Genomic DNA, 17,333 nt, shown 5'->3' with positions numbered 1-17,333 from the left:
GTACAGGGCCTACGGGAATCACGGGGCCGCGGGATCCGTTATAGACTGGGACGCTCGGGTGCTTCGGCCCTGAGGTGGTAACTCAACAGCGTGACGATGGTCGCTCCTTCACGGAGTTCCCGGGGCTGATCGGTTTCGACAGCGCCTGCGAACCCGCGAGAAGCGGGCCGAGGATGTGGGGTTATCTCGTAAACGCTCCCTGCAAAACAATAAGTGCCAATGCTAAGCGCACTGACTTCGCCCTCGCTGCGTAAGCGAGCCCGATAGTCCGTCAGGCCGTGTGCGACCCCGCCACGGAATCTGGCGTCATTTAGGGGTCTTGCTGTGTGACGGCGTCTGGACGTCACGCGGGACTTTTCCCAGGCTGGGCTTGTCGACTTAGGTGTCTGTGACAAAGGTCGGAGCCGAGTAGAACGTCTGCACAGACTGCGCCCGGAGAAAACGCGGAGACCCAGCGTTGGACGGGGGTTCGATTCCCCCCAGCTCCACGAACCACCGTCACGTGAGAAAGCCCCCATCTTCGCCCGTTTCGGCGAGGGTGGGGGCTTTCTTGGTTTGTGATCAGGCCGCGGACCGCGTGAAGACGTCGGTCTCGCCCGAGACGCCGTTGAGCTCGAGGTAGATACGCTCCTCGGTGCGGGTGAGGGTGGCGGTGTTACGGCGATCGATGGCATCCGCGAGTTTCTCGACGAACCCGGGCTCGAAGCTGTGCAGCAGCACCTCGTCGGCGCGGTGGATGCGCTTGCCCGCCCACGGGGCGGCGACCTTCTCGGGATCGCGGTGCGTGTAGATCGCGACGCGATCGGCTTTCATGCTGCCGGTGTGCAGGCGCGCGGCATCCGGAGCCCCGACCTCGACCCACGCCACCAGGGCGCCGGTCAGGTCGCGCACCATCACGGCGGGCTCGTCGGTCGCGGCAACGCCCTCACTGAAGCCGATGCCCTCCTCGTATTCGAGGCAGTACGCGAGCACGCGCGTGAGCATGTACGGAGCGGTCTCGGACGGATGCCGAGCCACGCGCAGCTGCAGTTCGTCGTAGACACCGCGGTCGACGTCGGAGAGGTGCACCGTGAAGGTGTGAATGGTCGAGCCGATAGCCACGATCCTCGAGCCTACGCGAGCGGGTCGTGGCGCGACGCCGCGCGGTGCGTCTAGCGTCGAGGGATGCCTGATCCTCGCGCGCTGCGCATCGACGTCGGTCCGTTCCACCTGCTGCCGACGCCGGATGCCGAGACGTGGACGGCGACGGCACGGAGCGCCTCCGACGCGGAGCCGCCCGAGATCACCGCGCAGTGGACCGCTTGGGTCGCCTTCGCGCAGCGCGTGCTGCAGGCCGACGCGCTCTGGCGCGACGTCGAGGCGCGCGGCGACGCGTGGGACGAGGGATTCGCGGCAGCGCGCGACGCCGGGGCGACGAACCCGTACCGCTGAGGCCGGAGCCTCGCGTGACGTGAGGTCTCGGCATCCGGGATCTTCGTCTCCGGATGCCGGCGGCTCAGGACGCGCGCGGGCTGTCGACCAGCAGAAGGCTCTGGCGGGTGTCGGCGAATTTCACGAAGCCGTCGCCGAAGAGGTAGGTGAGGCCGTAGCCGTCGACGCCGCGTCCGTTCAGCCAGTCGGGGTTCTCGGTGACGTACGTGCCGTCGGAGTCCTTCTCGACCTTCCAGCCCGCCGCGGTGAGGTCGCTCACGGCCTGGGCGGCGGTCGAATCGTCGATGGGTGCCCAGCCGAAGATCTGCACGCGGTCGGACGCAATACTCTGGTCGCCCCACTTGCACTGGATGCCGCCGTCGAGCGGCGTCGCGCCGACGCGGAACTGATCCTCCTGCGATGTCCACCCGACGCTCGTGAAGTTGTCGACCAGGGTCTTGGGGATGATGTTCTCGCACGTCGGGGCGATCGAGGGTTCGTCTTCGGGCTCCGGCGAGTCGGTGGGCGCGCTGCCGTCGACCGCCGGTCCGCTCGCGGTCGCGGCGACGCTGGGCGCGGTTTCGGGGGCGCCGGATGCCGAGCACCCCGCCAGAGCGAGGGCGGTGACGACGGCCAGGGCGGTGATCGCCGCGGCGTGCGGTGCGCGGCGGGTCATCGGGCGTCGTCCTCGTGCAGCAGGTCGAGGAAGGCGTCGTGCAGCACACCGTTGGTCGCCAGCGACGACTCGGCGTCGAGGCGGTCGGACCCGTCGAACGCGCTGAAGCTCCCGCCGGCCTCGCGCACGATCGGGGCGATCGCGGCGATGTCGTACTCCTTGACGCCGAACTCCGCGACGAGCTCGAGACGCCCCTCGGCGAGCCACATGTAGGGGAGGGCGTCGCCGTACCCGCGATCACGCCACACCGCGCGCGAGAGCTTCTCGAGGGTGGGGAGGAGGTCGACGTCGTCCCACTGCTCGATGCTCTGGAAGCTGATGCTCGAGGCCGAGACGTCGTCGATCGCCGAGACGTGGATGCGGCGGGTCTCGCCGGTCGGGGTCGTGGTCCAGGCGCCGTGACCGGTGGCGGCCCACCAGCGTCGGCCGAGCGCCGGCTGGCTGACGACGCCGACCTGCGGCACACCGTCGACCGTGAGGGCGATGAGGGTCGCCCAGACGGGGATTCCGCGCATGTAGTTGTGCGTGCCGTCGATCGGGTCGATCACCCAGCGGCGCGCGGTATCGCCCGAGGTGCCGTACTCCTCGCCGAGGACGGAGTCGGCGGGGCGCTCGCTGTCGAGGATCTGGCGGATCGCGCGCTCGGTCGCGAGGTCGGCCTCGGTCACGTGCGTGCGGTCGGGCTTGGTGTCGATGCGCAGGTCGGACGCGTCGAATCGCTGCATCGCCACCGCATCGGCGGCGTCGGCGAGGCGGAGGGCCAGGGCGAGGTCGTCGGCGAAAGCTTCGGTGGGGGTGCTGTCGGGGGAGGACGCGGCGGGCTGATCAGAGCGGGACACGGCCCCAGGATAACCGGCGATGCTGAGCCGATTTGGTGTGCTCGCGTCACGCCTGGTAACGTCATTCCTCGGCGCGGGGAGCGAAACTCCGGCCGAAAGATACGCACCTCTAGCTCAATCGGCAGAGCAACTGACTCTTAATCAGTGGGTTCTGGGTTCAAGTCCCAGGGGGTGCACCACCTGGATCCCCGGTTTCTCCGAGCACTCGGAGGGCCGGGGATCTTCTCGTTTCACGGCGTGGGTGGGCACGACAGCGCAACCCCTCCCACCTCGCCTTCTGCGCTGGTAGCTTCGGCGACCGGGGGGGCAGAGAAGAGGCACGTTGTGCACGAATCCGAGCCCATTAGCTGGAGCAGCATCTCAGGACTGACGGACCGCGAGCGACAGCTCGGCCGGTTCATGTTCGGCGATGTCGACCTGCGCGGCATCGCGTTGGTCGGTGTCACGGTCAATGGGGAGCACCTCCCCGACATCGTTCATGGCCAGGTCCGGCGGTCTGAGCGCCGCGCCAGCTAGCACGTCGAACGCCCCCGGCGTCCCTTCCCCAGGGGCGCCGGGGTCGTTTCGTCTTTCCAGGGCGGTAAATGGCCTCCTCTCAGCACAATGGCTCGCGGGGCCTTTCTCGCCTCGAATGGCGAGGGTGCAAGGGGGGCCACATGTGGGGAATGCCGAAACCGCCACCTCAGGCGACGTGGAAGAAAGTCGAAGACGACTTCGTCCTCGGCGCGTGCACCTATCGATTGTTCGGTTTCATGTCGCGCGGGGCGGACGGTATTTGGACCGCCTGACGACGATCCGAACCCCTCGGATCGTTCGCCGATCAGCGTGACGGAATGGCCGTGCTCTGGGCTCACCACGAACCCGTGCATCTCGCAGCGTGTGCCGCGGTCAGAGCGCCGAACTGGCGAGCGCCGCAGCTGAGAAAGCGCGCCGGCGAAGTGCTCCCCACGAACGCCCCGCTCGAGTCCTAGCCCATCGCCGGCTTCCGCGTCGTGGCGTGGTTGGTCCGCGAACCGCCCTCGGTCGCCCGGCGCTGACCACTCCGACGATCCCAATCGAGGGACTTGTACTGGAGGAAGGTGCATAGGTTGCTCGCGATGACGAGCTCCGCGGCCAGGCTCGCGATGTCGTGTACGGACAGCGTGAGATCGGTCGGCTGCTCGGTGACCGTCAGCTCCCAGGTCGGATCGTCGTACCCCCGCGGCCTCATGTAGATGGACGGTGACGCGTTTCGCAGGTTCAGGATGACCAGACCGGTGTCGTCTACGCCGTTGTCCTCTTGCGGTGGGATGGTGATCTTCCCGGCGATGCAGTGTTCCTGCTCCTCGAACTCACGGACCCACGCTTCGAGCTGAGCTCGCGAGCGTCGTGGCGGGGACTCTTCGATAGATGCATCGGTCACGCTGCGAGCATACGGCTGACCGGTTCGTCGGCGTCGGCCACGTAGTGTCCCTCGTGCGGTGTCCCCGAACAACCCCGGCCCCATCCGCAGCGTCGCCCCCTAGCGTTCATGGCATGGCGCACTCTATACAGCGAGTACACGTCACCGTCGACGGGGTGACGCACGCGCTTGCGCCGCTCGAGAACGCTGACGATCTGCGACGCCAGATCCTCTCGGCGGTTCACGCGCAGGGTGGGTTCCTCACCGTCACCGCAGATGACGGACGGAAGATGAGCATCCTCGTCACCCCCGCGACGTCGGCGACGATCGCGGTGGAGACCGTGCATCTGAGCTCCGCCTCTGCGGAGCCGCAACGCGTCGACCGGCCGACGCCGCGGACGCACGACGAAGACGACATGCCCTTCGACCTGATCTGAGGATGAACCCTCGTCGAGGACCGGCCACCGTCGTGATCGGGTGACTCCGTCGACGGACCGCCTGCGTCGTCCTCGACCGTGCGGTCGCGGGTTTTCACCCGCTCTCCCGGGGCCGTCGCACGGACGGGCCCACGTGCCTGAGCGTGGTCGAATGTCGCGCATCGCCGCGGCGGCTCGGACGAATCGTTCACCGCGCCGCGGCATCCGGATATCCGTGGAGAGGACCACCGTGGACGATCTCATCCTCGCGGCGTTGCGCGACAACTCCCGGGCGAGCGCCGCCGCCATCGCCCGACAGCTCGGCCTCGCCCCCTCGACCGTCAAGCGTCGCATCGAGGCGCTGAACTCCGAGGGGACGATCACGCGATTCACGATCGAGACCGCCACGCGGCCTCTCGACGCGCGGGCGATCGTGGAGGTGTATTGCCGGGGGAATGCGAGCGTCTCCGAACTGAGGGAGATCGTCGCCGAGCTCCCGCACGTCTCCCTCGCCGTCACCGTGGCGGGGGCCGCCGACGCGGTGATCGTGGTCGAAGGGGCGACGAGCGCGCAGGTCTCGTCGACGATCGAGACGCTCCGCATGTCACCCCGCATCGAGCGCACGCGCACCTCGATGGTGTTCCAAGACCTGCTGACATGACGAGGAGGCGATGCGCCCGGGGACCAGTACCCGGACGCACCGCCTCCGCTCACCTCACGCGCGCTGTCGCGCCCGTCGGCGGACCAGCAGCATCAGACCGCCGCCGACCAGGACGGCGACCGCGGCCCCGACGACCGCGGCGATCGGCGTCACCTGAGCGCCCGTGTGCGCCAGGCTCTGACCGCTGCCCGTTGCGCCCGGCGTGGCCGGTGCGCTCGCGGCGTGCGCGCGGAAGGATGGGGCCATGGCCGACGACGAGATGTGGGACGTGACCGACATTCAGGGCACGCCCACGGGCACCCTCCACCGACGCGGTGACGGCCCGGTGCCGGCCGGGTCGTTCCACATCGTGGCATCCGTCTGCCTGGTGTCGTCCACCGGCCGGGTGCTGATGAGTCGACGGGCCGAGAGCAAGGACTACCCGCTCGCGTGGGAGTTCCCGGCCGGGAGCGCCCTGCGCGGAGAGACGAGCCGGACCGGCGCGGTGCGCGAGCTCGCCGAAGAGACCGGGATGCAGGTCGCCCGCGACGACCTCGTGCTGGTCGGGCGGGTGATCGAGGAGCGGGCGCTTTTCGACCTGTGGGTCGCGCGCGTCGACGGGGAGCCCGTGCCGGTGCCGGATCCGGAAGAAGTGCTGGAGTCGGAGTGGGTCACTCTCGACGTCGTGCGGCATCGGTGGGAGAACGGCGGGTTCGCGACACCGTGGAACGCGCGCTTCGAACAGCTCTGGGAGACGCTGCAGGAGCGGGTGGCCGACATGGGCAAACGCACCGCCCGCTGAACCGAGAGCACGGGCGGAGCCCGATTCCGGACCCCCGTGCCACCATGTCGCCATGCCGATCGAGAGCGCCTCGCCCGCCACGTACGTCACCCATGACCTCGCGGTCGAAGAGGGGGCCCTGCGCGTCGGGGAATGGCATCCGGATGCCGAGGGCACCCCGTGGCTGCTCGTGCACGGCGTCACCGCGTCGCACCTGGCGTGGGCATGGGTCGCGCAACAGACCTCGGCACGGTTGATCGCCCCCGATCTGCGCGGGCGGGGCCGCAGCGCAGCCTCGACGCGACGGACCGGGCTGGCGCAGCACGCCGACGACCTGGCCGCGGTGCTCGACGCCCTCGGGGTCGAGAAGGTGGTCGTCGTGGGGCACTCGATGGGGGCATTCATCTCGGCGGTGTTCGGCGACCGACACCCCGACCGGGTGGAGCGGATCGTGCTCGTCGACGGCGGCCTGCCTCTGGCGTTGCCGCCCGGAATGGACCCGCGCGCGGCCGTGCGCCACGTGCTCGGCCCGACGGCGGCGCGGCTCGACATGCGGTTCGACAGCGTGGGCGCGTACCGCGACTTCTGGCGCGCGCACCCGGCGTTCGTCGGGCGCGAAGACCCGCTGCTCGACGCCTACTTCGCCTACGACCTGGTCGGGGAGCCACCCGCGCTCCGCCCGGCGACGACGTTCGCCACGGTCGAAGCCGACTCCATCGATCAGAACGCCGGCGAGGCGATCGCCGGAGCCCTTGAACGACTGCGCCGCCCGACCCGGCTGATCGCGGCCGAGCGGGGACTGTCCGGCGAGGTGCCCCCGCTGTATCCCGACCCCGACGGCATCCGCGCGCGATTCCCGCAACTCGCAGCGACGCGCCGAGTGCCGGATGTCGATCACTACTCGATCGTCATGTCGGCACCCGGCGCGCGGGCCGTGGTGCGAGAGGTGCTCGCGGGGGAGTGATGTCGTTACGCGGCGTCTCCGACCAGCACGGCGGCACCCTCGTCGGCGGCGTCGGGGTGCGAGCCGTCGACGTGGGCCAGCAGGCGGCGGCCGAACAGGATGCAGGCGGCGGCGATGAACACCGATGCCGCGGCCATGAAGTACGGCACGTCGGCGCCGTACGCGTGCCACAGCCACGCCGCGAGCGGCGGAGCGACGGCGCCGCCGAGGAAGCGGACGGCGGAGTAGGCCGACGACGCGACCGAGCGCGGCAGGTCGGTGGCCTCCATGACGGCCTCGGTGAGGGCGGTGTTGACCACACCCAGCACCAGACCACCCACGATGATGCAGACGACGAGAGCCGTCGCGGAGGCCACCGTGAACGCGGCGACCACGAGGTCGATCGCGAGCAGGGGGAGGGCGATCAGCAGCACGGTGGTCAGCCGCAGCCGACGCAGCAGCAGGGGCGCCACCCACACGCTCGTGATCGCCAGGCCCACACCCCAGCCGAAGAAGGTGAGGCCGATGCCCATGGCTCCGAAACCGAGGGGGAACGGCGAGAACGCCAGCAGGGTGAAGAAGCCGATGTTGTAGAACAGCGCGGTCGCCGCGAGGATCGCGAGGGCCGGACGACCCAGCGCACGGAAGGGGGCGCTGAAGGGCAGGGGCGTGCGCTCGGGCTTGGGTCCGCGCAGCAGCACCGCCACCGCGATGAACGCGATCGCCATGAGCACGACGACGCCGAAGAACGGCCCGCGCCAGCTGACCTCACCGAGAACGCCGCCGAGCAGCGGACCCACGGCGATGCCGAGGCCCAGCGCGGCCTCGTACAGGATGATGGCCGACGACGTGCCGCCCGAGGCTGCTCCGACGATGGTCGCGAGAGCCGTCGAGATGAACAGGGCGTTGCCCAGACCCCACCCGGCGCGGAAGCCGATGACGGCGTCGACGCTGCCGCTCAGCGCGCAGAACAGCGCGAAGACGACGATCAGGCCGAGGCCGACCAGCAGGGTGGCCTTCGCGCCGATGCGGCTCGAGATCCAGCTGGTGATGAGCATCGCGAGGCCGGTCACGACGAGGTAACTCGTGAAGAGCAGTTCGGTCTGCACCGGGCTCGCCTGCAGCGAGTCAGCGATCGCGGGGAGGATCGGATCGACGAGCCCGATGCCCATGAACGCCACGACCGACGCGAAGGCGACCGCCCAGACTTGTGCGGGCTGTTTCCAGACGCTGGGGGCCTTCTCGGCCGGGTTAGCTGCGGTACCGGCGCTCACCGGACCACCTCCCTTTCTTCTTCGGAACGACGTGCGGCGCCGCGCGAGGCGGGCGCATCGTCGTTCGGGTTCTCGGTGAAATCGTTCGACCCGACGGGCACCATTCCGACCTGGCGCGACAGGGCCGAGGCCGACGTGCGCACGGCCTCCCACTCCGCGTCGGACAGGTCGGCCACGTGCGGCGCGAGAGCGGAACGGAAGAGCTCGTACCACCGCTCGAGGGCGTCGAGACCGTCCTCCGTCGCCGCCACCACGCTGACGCGGGAGTCGGCCGGATGACTGCGGCGCGAGACGAGCCCCGCGGCATCCATCTGCCGGATCAATCGGGTCATGCCCGGCTGCGTGACACGGCTGAGCGTCGCGAGGTCGCCCAGGCGCTGCGGGCCGTGGTCGCGCAGCAGGGTCAGCGTGCGCCACTGCGCCGCCGGCGCATCGGAGTTCGTGTCGAGAGCGGCCACACGCGTGAGCGCGTGCACCGCGAGCAGCAGGCGCTGGAGGTCGTCGTCACGGGTCATATCCAGAAGTATACCCCCGTTATATACCGTGGGTATCTAAATGGGGGATGCCGCGTGCGGCGGCGGTCTCGCGCGCCGCGGCTACCGCGCGGCGATCCGCGTCGACAGCTGGTGGGCGTGCGCCAGAAGGATCCGCCCGAGTTCGGCGAGTCGCTCACCGCCGAAGCGGAACTCGACCCCGGTCAGGCTCAGTGCCCACTGCGGGTCGCCGGTGCGCGTGAAGACGGCGGCGCCCACGCCCCAGCTGCCCTCGACGATCAGGCCGGGGTTCACCGCGTAGCCCCGGGCCTGCGTGTCGGCGATGCGCGTGCGCAGTCGAGCGGGGGAGTGGGAGGCTCCCCACCGCTCGACGAGTTCCGGGTGGCGCTCGAGGTAGGCATCCACATCCTGAGGTGGGAGGAACGCGAGGATCGCCAGCCCCGCCGATGCGACGCCGAGGGGGAACCTCACGCCCTCAGAAAGCACGAACGAGCGAATGGGGAAGCTGCCGTCCTCGCGCACGAGGCAGACGGTCTCGTCGCCGCGCCGCACCGAGAGGAAGGCGCTCTCCTCGGTGCGCACGGCGAGCGAGCGCACGATGTCGCGCGCGGTCGCCGTGATGTCGAAGCGGGATGCCGCGACGCTGCCCATCAGGTAGAGCTCGGGCCCCGGGAGCCAGTGCCCGGTCGCATCGTCGCGGTCGACGAGACCTTCGACGCGGAGGGCGCTGAGCAGGCGATGAGCGGTCGGGCGGGTCAGGTCGGCGTCGTGGGCGAGGTCTGCGACCGAGGCGCCGGTGTCACCGGCCGCCGTCACCAGGCGCAGCAGGTGCGCCGCGCGCGCGATGGCCTGCGCTCCGGGAACGGGGGTCCCCGCCCTCCGCGCAGATCCGTGCGCGGCGTGGGGGATGCCCGTCGCGCTGACGTCGACTTCTTGCCTCGGTGTGTCCACGATGTGGACGCTACGCCTCGCGGCATCCACATGACAAGAAGCGACTCGCGACCGCATCCGGTCGCACCGCAAGGTGGAGGGACGCCGCTACGAAGGAGTTCGCGTGATCGACAAGACCGTCGCCTCAGCCGCCGAGGCCGTCGCCGACATCCCCGACGGGGCGTCTCTCGCCGTCGGCGGGTTCGGCCTCTCGGGCAACCCCATCGCCTTGATCGAGGCGCTGCTCGCCCAGGGGACCCGCGACCTCTCGGTCGTGTCGAACAACTGCGGCGTCGACGACTGGGGGCTCGGCATTCTGCTCGGGGCCGGTCGCATCCGCAAGATGACCTCGTCGTACGTCGGCGAGAACAAGGAGTTCGAGCGGCAGTTCCTCTCCGGCGAACTCGAACTCGAGCTCACCCCTCAGGGCACCCTCGCCGAGAAGCTGCGGGCCGGCGGGTCGGGCATCGCAGCCTTCTACACGCAGACCGGTGTGGGCACGCAGGTCGCCGAGGGCGGCCTGCCGCGTCGCTACGACGGCGCCGGCGGCATCGCCGTGGCATCCCCGGTCAAAGACGTGCGCACCTTCGACGTGAACGGCGAGCAACGCGAGTTCGTGCTCGAAGAAGCCATCACCACCGACTTCTCGCTCGTGCACGCCTACACGGGCGACCGCCACGGCAACCTCGTCTTCCGCAAGGCCGCGCGCGCCTTCAACCCCCTCGCCGCGATGGCCGGACGCACCTGCATCGTGCAGGTGGAGCACCTCGTCGAACCCGGAGAGCTCGACCCGGATGCCGTGCACCTGCCCGGCGTCTACGTGCACCGCATCGTCGAGGTCGGGCCCGACATCCCGAAGCGCATCGAGAAGCGCACTGTTCGGGAGGGGGAGCAGTGATCACGCGGAGCTGCGGGCCCCGGTCCCTTCGACAGGCTCAGGGACCTCGCTCGCGTGGCGCCCGGTCCCTTCGACAGGCTCAGGGACCTCGCTCGCGTGGCGCCCGGTCCCTTCGACAGGCTCAGGGACCTCGCGATCAGGGACCCGGCATCGCACCGCGCACGACCGTCACGGAGGAGAACTGACATGCCCCTGTCCCGCACCGAGATGGCCGCCCGCGCCGCTCGCGAGCTCGCCGACGGCGCCTACGTCAACCTCGGCATCGGCCTGCCCACCCTCGTGCCGAACTACGTTCCCGACGGGGTGACGGTCGTGCTGCAGTCCGAGAACGGCATCCTCGGCGTCGGTCCCTATCCGACCGAAGACGCGGTGGATGCCGACCTCATCAACGCCGGCAAAGAGACCGTGACCACCCTCCCGGGGTCGGCGTTCTTCGACTCGGCCCTGAGCTTCGGGATGATCCGCGGTGGCAAGATCGACGCTGCCATCCTCGGGGCGATGCAGGTGTCGGCATCCGGAGACCTGGCCAACTGGATGATCCCCGGAAAGATGGTGAAGGGCCCCGGCGGGGCGATGGATCTCGTCCACGGCGCCGCCCGCGTGATCGTGCTGATGGAGCACGTCGCCCGAGACGGCTCGCCGAAGATCGTCGACGAGTGCTCGCTGCCGCTCACCGGCCGCGGCGTCGTCGACCGCATCATCACCGACCTCGCCGTCATCGATGTGACGGAGGATGGCCTTGTGCTCGTCGAGCTCGCCCCCGGGGTGAGCGTCGATGAGGTGCGGGCCGCAACCGAACCCGCCTTGACCGTCCGACTCGCTGAGGAGCAGCACGCATGAGCGCACAGAACGACGTCGTCATCGTCGCCGCCGCCCGCACCCCGCAGGGCCGCCTGAAGGGGCAGCTCGCCCCGCTCTCCGCCGTGCAGCTGGGCGCTGCCGCCATCCGCGGGGCGCTCGAGCGCGGCGGTATTCCGGCCGATGCCGTCGACGCCGTGCTCGTGGGGCAGGTGCTGCAGGCCGGAGCGGGGCAGAACGCCGCGCGCCAGGCCGCGATCGAAGCGGGCATCGGCTGGGACGTGCACAGCGCCACCATCAACAAGGTCTGCCTGTCGGGCCTCACCGCGATCATCGACGCCGCGCGCATGCTGCGCCTCGGCGATGCGACGGTGGTCGTCGCCGCGGGCATGGAGTCGATGACCCGCGCCCCGCACCTGTTGATGAACTCGCGCGACGGCTACGCCTACGGTTCCGTCGAGGTGCTCGACCACATGGCGTACGACGGCCTCACCGACGCCTACGACCGCGAGAGCATGGGCGCCTCGACCGAGCGCGCGAACGCTCGATACGAGGTCACCCGCGAAGCCCAGGACACCGTGGCCGCACGCTCCCACCAGCGTGCCGCCGCAGCGCAAGCCGAGGGCGTCTTCGACGCCGAGATCGTGCCGGTGTCGATCCCGCAGCGAAAGGGCGCCCTTCGACAGGCTCAGGGACCGGTCGTCGTCACCGCCGATGAGGGCATCCGCGCCGACACGACGGTCGAGACGCTCGCCAAGCTGCGTCCCGCCTTCGCGGAGGGCGGCTCGATCACCGCGGGCAACGCCTCGCAGATCTCCGACGGCGCCTCGGCGGTGGTCGTCACCACCCGTGCGATCGCCGACGAGCGCGGCTGGGACGTGCTCGCCGTGGTCGGAGCGTCCGGTCAGGTCGCCGGCCCCGACAACTCCCTGCACGCCCAGCCCGCCCGCGCGATCGCGAAGGCGCTCGAGAAGCAGGGCATCGCGGCGTCCGACCTCGACCTCATCGAGATCAACGAGGCCTTCGGGGCCGTGGTCGCGCGGTCGCAGGCCGAGCTCGGCGTCTCCGACGAGGTCGTCAACCCGCACGGTGGCGGCATCGCGATCGGTCACCCCATCGGCGCCTCGGGCAACCGGCTCGTCGTCCACGCGGTGCACGAGCTGGTGCGTCGCGGCGGCGGCACGGCCGCGGTGGCGCTGTGTGGAGGCGGCGGTCAGGGCGACGCGCTGATCCTCACCCGCTAGGGCCAGGCCGAAACGAACGGATGCCGCGACCTCGAGGCCGCGGCATCCGGAAACCGATGGTGGTGAGCGCTCAGCGCGCGAGGCGCTTCTTCAGCAGCTTGGCCTGCTTCTTCTGGACGGGGGAGTCGCCGGCGATCGTGCGGCCACGGCGTGCGCGACGGGTGTCGACCACCGCGCCGACGGCGAGGGCGAGGGTGATTCCCCAGCTGAGCCACGCCAGCGCAGTGCGCCACGTGAACGGCTCGTCGTTCTTGAGGCCGCGCAAGAGCGTGACGCCGCCGGTGATGGCGCTGAGGAGACCGGTTCCGAAGATGTACTGCCGCATGCGCCCAACCTATCGAGCAGGTCGATCCGCTGCCGCACCTTGACAGGACGAGCATCGGCCGATGGAACGGACATATCGCATCCCGTCCACCCCCGTGCGCGGATCGGGCCCGCTGTTAGCCTGAGGACGATCCCCCGAGGAGGACCTGTGACCCAGGCCGATTTCGTCGTCGTCGCCAACCGTCTGCCCGTCGATCGCACCCCCGACGGCGAGGGGTGGAGACGCTCACCGGGCGGTCTCGTCACCGCTCTCGAACCCGTCATGCGCAGCGCCGAGGGCGCGTGGGTGGGGTGGGCCGGGCAGGCCGACGTCACCGTCGAGCCCTTCGACTTCGACGGCACCCATCTCGTTCCGGTGACCCTGTCGGCCTCCGACGTGCAGTTGTACTACGAGGGCTTCTCGAACGACACGATCTGGCCGCTGTACCACGACGTGATCGCCGAGCCCACGTACAAGCGCGCCTGGTGGGACGCCTACGTCAAGGTCAACCAGCGCTTCGCCCAGGCCGCCGCCGACGTGACCGCCGACAGCGGCATCGTGTGGGTGCAGGACTACCAGCTGCAGCTGGTGCCGAAGATGCTCCGCGAGATGCGCCCCGACCTCACGATCGGCTACTTCCACCACATCCCGTTCCCCGCGTACGGGCTGTACGCGCAGCTCCCGTGGCGCAAGCAGGTGCTCGAGGGGCTGCTCGGCGCCGACGTGATCGGTTTCCAGCGGGTGGCGGATGCCGGCAACTTCGCCCGCGCGGTGCGCCGCCAGCTGCGCTACGAGACCAAGGCCAGCGGCATCCTCGTTCCGGATGCCGAGGGCGGCACCCGCGTCGCGCTGGCGAAGGCGTTCCCGATCTCGATCGACGCCGAGTCGTACATCGAGCTCGCGCAGAAGCCCGAGATCCAGCAGCGCGCGAAGGAGATCCGCGAGGGACTCGGAAACCCGCGCAAGATCCTGCTCGGCGTCGACCGCCTCGACTACACCAAGGGCATCCGCCACCGCCTGAAGGCCTGGGGCGAGCTGCTCGAGGACGGACGAGCGAGCGTCGAAGACGCGACCCTCGTGCAGGTCGCCAGCCCCAGCCGCGAACGCGTCGAAGCGTACGTGCAGCTGCGCGACGAGATCGAGATGACCGTCGGTCGCATCAACGGCGACTACGACACGACCACGCACACCGCGATTCGCTACCTGCACCAGTCGTATCCGCGCGAAGAGATGGTCGCCCTCTTCCTCGCCGCCGACGTCATGCTGGTCACCGCCCTGCGCGACGGCATGAACCTCGTGGCGAAGGAGTACGTGGCCAGTCGCATCGACAACCGCGGCGTGCTCGTGCTGAGCGAGTTCGCCGGTGCCGCCGACGAGATGGGCAGTGCGCTGCTCATCAACCCGCACGACATCGACGGTCTGAAAGACCAGATCATGCGGGCGATCGACATGCCCGCCGCCGAGCAGGGGCGTCGCATGCGGGCGCTGCGCAAGCGCGTGCGCGACCACGATGTCGAGGACTGGTCGCAGGACTTCCTCGAGGCGCTCTCGGTGTTCCACGAGAAGTCGTCGCGCGCCGCCGCCGAACAGATCACCCGCGACGACGACGGGTCGACGCCCGAGCGCGAGCCCATCGACGAGACGGACGCCGGATGACCGCCGCACTCGCGAGCGCCCCGAGTGCAAGCAGGGGGGTGGATGCCGCGTGACCGCCGCCGACGCCACGATCGAGGCGGTCGCCACGACCGACACCCTGCTGATCGCGCTCGACTTCGACGGCACCCTCTCGCCGCTGGTCGACGAGCCGATGTCGGCGCGGATGACTCCGGGTGCCCGTGCGGCGCTCGATTCCCTGGCCGCCCTGCCGCGCACCACTGTCGCGCTCGTGTCGGGCCGCACGCTCGCCGACCTGCGCGAGATCGCCGAGCACGACGACTCGTCGCCGTGGTGGCTCATGGGATCGCACGGCGCGGAGTCGTGGGAGCCCGGCACGGGCGCGGGGGAGTCGAGCGACGACTCCGACGATCTCGCCCTGCGCGACAGGCTGACCGCCGAGATCCGTGACGCCGTCGCCGACCTGGCGGGGGTGCGCGTGGAGCCGAAGCAGTTCGGTCTCGGCATCCACACCCGCACCGCGGATGCCGCGGCCTCGACCGCCGCGCAGCAGCGGGCCGACGAGCTGCTCGCCGCCGAGGCGCCCTCGTGGCGGCGTCGCACCGGGCACGACATCCTCGAGTTCTCGTTCCGCCACGAGGGCAAGGACTCCGCCGTCGCGCACCTGCGCGAACGCGTCGCCGCGACCTCGGTGCTCTTCGCGGGCGACGACGTCACCGACGAAGACGCCCTCGGCTCGCTCGGCCCGGGCGACCTCGGCGTGCGCATCGGCGGGGGAGAGACCGCCGCGACACTGCGGGTGCCCGACATCGACGCGTTCGTCGAGGTGCTCGAGAACGTGGCACGCCTGCGCCGAGCCCACATCTCGTAGACCGATGGTCCGCGCACCCGCGGACGCCGATTAATCGAGCGTTCACGGGTCTGCGGAGCATCGGGTGTCGTACCCGCGCAATAGACTTCGAGAATGCCCGCACCGCAGAATCCGAACACCGGCGAATTCGACATCAAGCCCCGCAGTCGCGTCGTCACCGATGGCATCGAAGCCACCACGTCGCGCGGAATGCTCCGCGCCGTCGGCATGGGTGACGAGGACTGGGACAAGCCCCAGATCGGCATCGCGTCGAGCTGGAACGAGATCACCCCCTGCAACCTCAGCCTCGACCGCCTCGCGCAGGGCGCGAAAGAGGGCGTGCACGCCGGCGGCGGCTACCCGCTGCAGTTCGGCACCATCTCCGTCTCCGACGGCATCTCGATGGGCCACGAGGGCATGCACTTCTCGCTCGTGTCGCGCGAGGTCATCGCCGACAGCGTCGAGACCGTCATGATGGCCGAGCGCCTCGACGGCTCCGTGCTGCTCGCGGGCTGCGACAAGTCGATCCCCGGCATGCTCATGGCATCCGCCCGCCTCGATCTCTCGAGCGTCTTCCTCTACGCCGGCTCCATCGCCCCGGGCTGGGTCAAGCTCAGCGACGGCACCGAGAAAGACGTCACGATCATCGACTCGTTCGAGGCCGTGGGCGCGTGCCTCGCGGGCAAGATGAGCGAGGCCGACCTCAAGCGCATCGAGTGCGCGATCGCCCCCGGTGAGGGCGCGTGCGGTGGTATGTACACCGCCAACACCATGGCATCCGTCGCCGAGGCCCTCGGCCTCAGCCTCCCCGGCTCCGCCGCCCCGCCCTCGGCCGACCGCCGCCGCGACTACTTCGCGCACCGCTCGGGCGAGGCCGTGGTCAACCTGCTGCGTCAGGGCATCACCACGCGCGACATCCTCACCAAAGAGGCGTTCGAGAACGCCATCGCCCTCGCCATGGCGCTCGGCGGCTCGACCAACGTCGTGCTGCACCTGCTCGCCATCGCGAACGAGGCCGAGGTCGAGCTGAACCTGCACGACTTCAACCGCATCGGCGACAAGACGCCGCACGTGGCCGACATGAAGCCCTTCGGCCAGTACGTGATGAACGACGTCGACCGCCACGGCGGCATCCCGGTGATCATGAAGGCCATGCTCGACGAGGGCCTGCTGCACGGTGACGCGCTCACCGTCACGGGCAAGACCCTCGCCGAGAACCTCGCCGACCTGAACCCCGACCCGGTCGACGGCAAGGTCATCCACTCGTTCAACGACCCGATCCACGCCACGGGCGGCATCACGATCCTGCACGGATCGATGGCCCCCGAGGGGGCCGTCGTCAAGTCGGCCGGCTTCGACGGAAACGTCTTCGAGGGTCCGGCCCGCGTGTTCGAGCGCGAGCGCGGGGCGATGGACGCCCTCGAGGCGGGCGAGATCGCTGCCGGCGACGTCGTGGTCATCCGCTACGAGGGCCCCAAGGGCGGCCCCGGCATGCGCGAGATGCTCGCGATCACCGCGGCCATCAAGGGCGCGGGCCTCGGAAAAGATGTACTACTGTTGACGGACGGACGATTCTCAGGCGGCACAACCGGCCTGTGCATCGGCCACATAGCTCCCGAAGCGGTGGACGCAGGTCCCATCGCCTTCGTGCGCGATGGTGATCTGATACGGGTCGATATCGCCGCTCGCACTCTCGACTTGATCGTCGATGACGCCGAGCTGAGTTCCCGCCGTGAAGGCTGGGAACCGCTTCCCCCGCGCTATACCCGTGGCGTTCTGGCCAAGTACTCCAAGCTCGTGCACTCCGCCGCCGAGGGCGCTGTCACGGGCTGACGGCCGTC

Annotated in this window: 20 protein-coding genes, 1 tRNA gene and 1 other RNA gene; 13 read left to right on the top strand and 9 right to left on the bottom strand. The window is 69.9% G+C overall.

Annotation, left to right across the window (positions count from 1 at the left end):
- Nucleotides 1–121: 121 nt before the first annotated feature.
- Nucleotides 122–491: a transfer-messenger RNA gene (gene ssrA / locus LPW41_RS10730) on the top strand.
- A gap of 70 nt (nt 492–561) precedes the next feature.
- Here ssrA and LPW41_RS10725 read toward each other — a convergent pair.
- Nucleotides 562–1,101, bottom strand: coding sequence for a YaeQ family protein (locus LPW41_RS10725; RefSeq protein WP_230704784.1), 540 nt, complete (start codon nt 1,099–1,101; stop codon nt 562–564).
- A 63-nt stretch (nt 1,102–1,164) separates the two neighbouring features.
- On the opposite strand from LPW41_RS10725, the gene LPW41_RS10720 reads away from it, so the two are divergent.
- The gene (locus LPW41_RS10720) at nt 1,165–1,431 is read left to right on the top strand and encodes a hypothetical protein (RefSeq protein WP_144834784.1); all 267 of its coding nucleotides are present in this window, start codon (nt 1,165–1,167) and stop codon (nt 1,429–1,431) included.
- Nucleotides 1,432–1,495: 64 nt separating this feature from the next.
- Here LPW41_RS10720 and LPW41_RS10715 read toward each other — a convergent pair whose 3' ends face one another.
- Both LPW41_RS10715 and LPW41_RS10710 read right to left on the bottom strand, forming a co-directional pair.
- Complete coding sequence (locus LPW41_RS10715) at nt 1,496–2,086, bottom strand: hypothetical protein (protein ID WP_230704783.1); 591 nt, start codon at nt 2,084–2,086, stop codon at nt 1,496–1,498.
- Nucleotides 2,083–2,850, bottom strand: a complete 768-nt coding sequence (locus LPW41_RS10710) for an inositol monophosphatase family protein (protein WP_230704938.1) — start codon at nt 2,848–2,850, stop codon at nt 2,083–2,085. Before LPW41_RS10710 ends, LPW41_RS10715 begins: the two co-directional genes overlap by 4 nt.
- A 178-nt stretch (nt 2,851–3,028) precedes the next feature.
- On the opposite strand from LPW41_RS10710, the gene LPW41_RS10705 reads away from it, so the two are divergent.
- Nucleotides 3,029–3,104 (top strand) — tRNA-Lys (locus LPW41_RS10705).
- A gap of 788 nt (nt 3,105–3,892) precedes the next feature.
- On the opposite strand, the gene LPW41_RS10700 is transcribed toward LPW41_RS10705, so the two are convergent.
- The gene (locus LPW41_RS10700) at nt 3,893–4,327 is read right to left on the bottom strand and encodes a hypothetical protein (RefSeq protein WP_230704782.1); all 435 of its coding nucleotides are present in this window, start codon (nt 4,325–4,327) and stop codon (nt 3,893–3,895) included.
- 113 nt (nt 4,328–4,440) lie between these two features.
- Between LPW41_RS10700 and LPW41_RS10695 the strand changes: the two genes are divergently transcribed.
- Both LPW41_RS10695 and LPW41_RS10690 read left to right on the top strand, forming a co-directional pair.
- Nucleotides 4,441–4,743: a hypothetical protein gene (locus LPW41_RS10695; RefSeq protein WP_144834792.1), complete on the top strand. Its 303-nt coding sequence runs from the start codon at nt 4,441–4,443 to the stop codon at nt 4,741–4,743.
- A gap of 229 nt (nt 4,744–4,972) precedes the next feature.
- On the top strand, nt 4,973–5,383 hold the full coding sequence (locus LPW41_RS10690) for an Lrp/AsnC family transcriptional regulator (RefSeq protein ID WP_186325576.1): 411 nt from the start codon (nt 4,973–4,975) through the stop codon (nt 5,381–5,383).
- Between the two features lie 54 nt (nt 5,384–5,437).
- On the opposite strand, the gene LPW41_RS10685 is transcribed toward LPW41_RS10690, so the two are convergent.
- A complete protein-coding gene (locus tag LPW41_RS10685; protein WP_186325577.1) occupies nt 5,438–5,629 on the bottom strand; it encodes an LPXTG cell wall anchor domain-containing protein in 192 nt (63 codons plus the stop codon).
- On the opposite strand from LPW41_RS10685, the gene LPW41_RS10680 reads away from it, so the two are divergent.
- Together LPW41_RS10680 and LPW41_RS10675 are read left to right on the top strand one after the other, a co-directional pair.
- Nucleotides 5,628–6,164 (top strand): NUDIX domain-containing protein, encoded by a 537-nt coding sequence (locus tag LPW41_RS10680; protein WP_230704781.1) that lies wholly within the window; start codon nt 5,628–5,630, stop codon nt 6,162–6,164. The two genes, LPW41_RS10685 and LPW41_RS10680, sit on opposite strands and share 2 nt — an antisense overlap.
- A gap of 52 nt (nt 6,165–6,216) precedes the next feature.
- Complete coding sequence (locus LPW41_RS10675) at nt 6,217–7,107, top strand: alpha/beta fold hydrolase (protein ID WP_230704780.1); 891 nt, start codon at nt 6,217–6,219, stop codon at nt 7,105–7,107.
- 5 nt (nt 7,108–7,112) lie between these two features.
- Here LPW41_RS10675 and LPW41_RS10670 read toward each other — a convergent pair whose 3' ends face one another.
- From LPW41_RS10670 to LPW41_RS10660, 3 genes are all read right to left on the bottom strand, one after another.
- Entirely contained in the window at nt 7,113–8,360 is a 1,248-nt protein-coding gene (locus LPW41_RS10670) for an MFS transporter (protein ID WP_230704779.1), read from the bottom strand.
- Complete coding sequence (locus LPW41_RS10665) at nt 8,357–8,875, bottom strand: MarR family winged helix-turn-helix transcriptional regulator (RefSeq protein WP_144834804.1); 519 nt, start codon at nt 8,873–8,875, stop codon at nt 8,357–8,359. The genes LPW41_RS10670 and LPW41_RS10665 overlap by 4 nt, the downstream gene beginning before the upstream one ends.
- A gap of 81 nt (nt 8,876–8,956) precedes the next feature.
- A complete protein-coding gene (locus LPW41_RS10660) occupies nt 8,957–9,763 on the bottom strand; it encodes an IclR family transcriptional regulator (protein ID WP_230704937.1) in 807 nt (268 codons plus the stop codon).
- A 145-nt stretch (nt 9,764–9,908) separates the two neighbouring features.
- Between LPW41_RS10660 and LPW41_RS10655 the strand changes: the two genes are divergently transcribed.
- The 3 genes from LPW41_RS10655 (at nt 9,909) to LPW41_RS10645 (ending at nt 12,724) form a co-directional block, all read left to right on the top strand.
- Complete coding sequence (locus LPW41_RS10655) at nt 9,909–10,682, top strand: CoA transferase subunit A (protein WP_230704778.1); 774 nt, start codon at nt 9,909–9,911, stop codon at nt 10,680–10,682.
- Between the two features lie 186 nt (nt 10,683–10,868).
- Nucleotides 10,869–11,522 (top strand): CoA transferase subunit B, encoded by a 654-nt coding sequence (locus tag LPW41_RS10650; RefSeq protein ID WP_187358391.1) that lies wholly within the window; start codon nt 10,869–10,871, stop codon nt 11,520–11,522.
- Nucleotides 11,519–12,724: an acetyl-CoA C-acetyltransferase gene (locus tag LPW41_RS10645; RefSeq protein WP_230704777.1), complete on the top strand. Its 1,206-nt coding sequence runs from the start codon at nt 11,519–11,521 to the stop codon at nt 12,722–12,724. Before LPW41_RS10650 ends, LPW41_RS10645 begins: the two co-directional genes overlap by 4 nt.
- Nucleotides 12,725–12,794: 70 nt before the next feature.
- On the opposite strand, the gene LPW41_RS10640 is transcribed toward LPW41_RS10645, so the two are convergent.
- Nucleotides 12,795–13,049 carry a protein BatD gene (locus LPW41_RS10640; RefSeq protein WP_144834812.1) on the bottom strand — a complete coding sequence of 85 codons (255 nt, stop codon included), beginning with the start codon at nt 13,047–13,049 and terminating at the stop codon, nt 12,795–12,797.
- 147 nt (nt 13,050–13,196) lie between these two features.
- On the opposite strand from LPW41_RS10640, the gene otsA reads away from it, so the two are divergent.
- From otsA to ilvD, 3 genes are all read left to right on the top strand, one after another.
- A complete protein-coding gene (otsA, locus tag LPW41_RS10635; protein ID WP_230704776.1) occupies nt 13,197–14,684 on the top strand; it encodes an alpha,alpha-trehalose-phosphate synthase (UDP-forming) in 1,488 nt (495 codons plus the stop codon).
- Between the two features lie 49 nt (nt 14,685–14,733).
- The gene (gene otsB / locus LPW41_RS10630) at nt 14,734–15,513 is read left to right on the top strand and encodes a trehalose-phosphatase (RefSeq protein ID WP_230704775.1); all 780 of its coding nucleotides are present in this window, start codon (nt 14,734–14,736) and stop codon (nt 15,511–15,513) included.
- 93 nt (nt 15,514–15,606) lie between these two features.
- Complete coding sequence (ilvD, locus tag LPW41_RS10625) at nt 15,607–17,325, top strand: dihydroxy-acid dehydratase (protein ID WP_144834816.1); 1,719 nt, start codon at nt 15,607–15,609, stop codon at nt 17,323–17,325.
- Nucleotides 17,326–17,333: the final 8 nt, after the last annotated feature.

This window comes from Microbacterium sp. JC 701 (assembly GCF_021026215.1).
In the GTDB taxonomy this organism is placed as follows: domain Bacteria; phylum Actinomycetota; class Actinomycetes; order Actinomycetales; family Microbacteriaceae; genus Microbacterium; species Microbacterium algihabitans.
This window is presented reverse-complemented; position numbering and strand designations above follow the sequence as displayed.